General features: G+C 67.2%; 3 protein-coding genes. 2 read left to right on the forward strand and 1 reads right to left on the reverse strand.

Going from position 1 to position 2,940, the window contains the following annotated elements:
* Window positions 1–553 precede the first annotated feature (553 nt).
* A complete protein-coding gene (locus ACWELQ_RS42575; RefSeq protein ID WP_452402657.1) occupies window positions 554–868 on the forward strand; it encodes a hypothetical protein in 315 nt (104 codons plus the stop codon).
* Between the two features lie 70 nt (window positions 869–938).
* On the forward strand, window positions 939–1,979 hold the full coding sequence (locus ACWELQ_RS42580; RefSeq protein WP_452402658.1) for a serine/threonine protein phosphatase: 1,041 nt from the start codon (window positions 939–941) through the stop codon (window positions 1,977–1,979).
* A gap of 1 nt (window position 1,980) precedes the next feature.
* Here the strand turns inward: ACWELQ_RS42580 and ACWELQ_RS42585 are convergent.
* Window positions 1,981–2,940: amidohydrolase family protein (locus ACWELQ_RS42585; protein WP_452402659.1), on the reverse strand; the 960-nt coding region annotated here is incomplete at its 5' end.

Consider the following 2,940-nt stretch of genomic DNA (forward strand, 5'->3'; position numbering starts at 1 on the left):
GATCCCCACCGGTCCGCCGCCCGATATCGAACGCGGTCCGCACCGGGGTAGTGCAGCGAACCCCATCCACTACGCAGATTTCGTCCGCCGCCAGCACATCCCGGTACACCCGCACTCCCCGAGGCGCCCGAGCTCGCCGCGGCAGAACGACCTCGGCAGGCTCTTCATCCATCCACCGCGCCCCCAAAAGGCTTGCCGCCGAACACCCCACCAGCACGGCCCCCTCCCCACCCCAAACCCCCGCCGCCCGCGCCCGCCCCCGAGCATCCAACTCGACCCCCGCCCTGACGAACGTATCCGGCCCCACCCGCCGACACCCTCTGACTTCCCACCGGCTCATCTCCCCGCTGTCCACAGCAGCCCTCCCCGAAAACACTTCCCCCATATCTCCCATCCCTCCATCGTCCCCACCCCGATTCCCTCCCACCCCCCCGTTCCCGAACTCCGCACCCCCCACCCCCATTCCCTTTCTCCGAGTGGCACATTCTGGAGGAGATTTGTCCGAAATTCCCTCCAGAATGTGCCACTCGACGTGGCGTGACAGACTCGGCGGATGAGCGTGCAGGGAGATTTCGAGCGGGTGGCGGGTGAGATGGCTGATCGGGGTGTGACCATCGCGAAGGTGTTCGGGAAACCTGCCTACAAGGACGCCGACGGTAAGGCGTTTGCCTGCCTGTTCCAGGACGCCCTTGCTTGCCGTCTGCTCGCGGGCACCCCCGAACATGCCGAGGCCCTGGCGCTGCCGGGCGCGGAGTTGTTCGACCCCTCATCCCGACACCGCCCGATGAAGGATTGGGTCAGCGTTCCGCATGCCAATGCCGACCGGTGGCTGGACTTCGCCGAAATCGCCTACACCCGGCCTCGCTGAATGGCTTTCGCGCCGGGCGGCGCTCAGAGAGGCCCGGCGCATTCCGCGGGTCGGGTGGCAAGATCGTGTGATGACGGCTCCGCGGAAAGATCGGCATCGCAGACTTTCGGCGGGGTTGGCTGCCCTCGGTGACAGTTTGCTCGCGGAGCTCATCGGCACCGGCTACGACAGTGTCGGAGTCGGCGGCGGGGCAAGGGTTTTCGAGTTCGAGGGTGAGTCGGTGTTCGCCAAGCGGATCCCCCTGAGCGATCGGGAGCTCGACCGGCCGGAGTGCACCGCGAACCATTTCGACGTGCCGTTGCACTGCCAGTACGGGATCGGCGCGGGGCCGAGCTTCAACGTCTGGCGGGAACTGGCTGCGAACCGCATTGTCACCGACGGCGTGCTGGCGGGGGAGACGCGGGCGTTCCCGATGCTCTACCACTGGCGCGTGCTCCCCGGCCGTTCGCCGATCGCGGACGAGCACGCCGACATCGACGCGGTCGTCGCTGCGAAGGGCGGGTCGGCGGAGGTCCGCGCGGGCCTCGAGGCGTCGGCCGCCGCTCGGTACAGCCTGGTGCTGTTCAGCGAATACATCCCGTTCGAGATCGAGAAATCCTTGCAAGACAACCCGATTCGCAACGCCGTCCTCGTCGAGCACCAGCTGTCGGAGATCGTGACCTTCCTGCGCGATCGCCGATTACTACACATGGACGCTCATTTCGGCAATTTCCGCAGCGACGGGCAGCAGATCTACCTCACCGACTTCGGCCTCGTCACCTCACCGCGTTTCGACCTCTCGCCCACCGAACGAGACTTCGTGGCGCGTCACATCGGCTACGACTCCGATTACATGGCAATGCGATTGGTCAATTGGCTCGTCACCGAGGTCTGCGCGGTGCGGACGCCGGACCACCCCGGCTTCGTCGCTCGCAACGAGTACGTGCGGTGCTGCGCCGCGGGCCACATCCCCGGCGACGTGCCGCAGGCGGTAGCCGCGATCCTCACCCGCCACGCGCCCGCCGCCGCGAGAATGAACGCCTTCATCTGGAAACTCTTCGACGGCGACATATACGCCGAATACCCCGCCGACACCACGCCTCCCTCCGGGAACGGCAGTGGCCGAGCCTGATTCAGAGACCCAGCAGCCGCCGTGCGTTGGCCGACTCGATCGCCTCGACCTGCGCCGCGGGCAGCCCGGTCTTCCCGACGTACGTGGCGTGATGGAAGAACGAGTCGCCGGTCTCGAACGGGAAATCCGTGCCGATCATGAACTGTGACGCGCCCACGATCCCGACGGCCTGCTCCAGCGCGCCCGGCGTCGGGTTGGCGGTGTCGTAGTGCAGCCGCGTGAGCTGTTCGGAGACCGGTGTGTGCTGCGGCGGCAGATACCAGTCGGCGTGCAGATCCAGCCGCTGCGCCTGGAACGGCAGGAACCCGCACATGTGCGGGAACAGAAACCGCACCCGCGGATACTTGACGACGAGATCCTTCTGAATGAGTTGCAGTGCGGCCAAGGACAATTCGACCGCATGGCCGATCACCCAGCCCAGCGGGGCGAGCTGTGCGGAATCGATGCCGTCCCCGGCGGGATGCACGAACAACACCGCCTCACGGTCGTCGAGATACGACAGCACCGGCTCGAACCAGTCCTCGGCCAGCGACCGCCCGAGCACGAACGCGCTGATCGCGACACCGGCGAACCCCAAATCCTCGATCGCACGGCGGGCTTCGGCGACCGCGTCGACGGTATGCGGCGCCGGTGTCACCGCGAGGGCCCGGAACCGCTCCGGATGCGCCCGGACCACCGCGGCCAGCTCGTCGTTGGCGACCCGGGCCGCCTCGACCGCCCGATCACGATCCTCGAAATGCGGGAATTGCGGTGCGACAGAAAGCAACTGGACTTCGATGTCGGCCTGATCCATCAACCCGATCCGGTCGGCCACCTCGCCCGCCGTCGCCCCCGGCCCCGTGCCCCGTACCGCGGCCGTCCCCTCCGACGACCCGCGCGCCCGGTCGAGAACATCGAGATACGCGATCGGAAACAGATGAGCGTGGACATCGATGCGCGCCATGACGCCTCCTGGGTAGGG

The organism is Nocardia sp. NPDC004722, from assembly GCF_053601505.1.

Coding starts and splice junctions, on each gene's coding strand:
- ACWELQ_RS42575 (WP_452402657.1), top strand. CDS start 554: ATGAGCGTGCAGGGAGATTTCGAGCGGGTGGCGGGTGAGATGGCTGAT.
- ACWELQ_RS42580 (WP_452402658.1), top strand. CDS start 939: ATGACGGCTCCGCGGAAAGATCGGCATCGCAGACTTTCGGCGGGGTTG.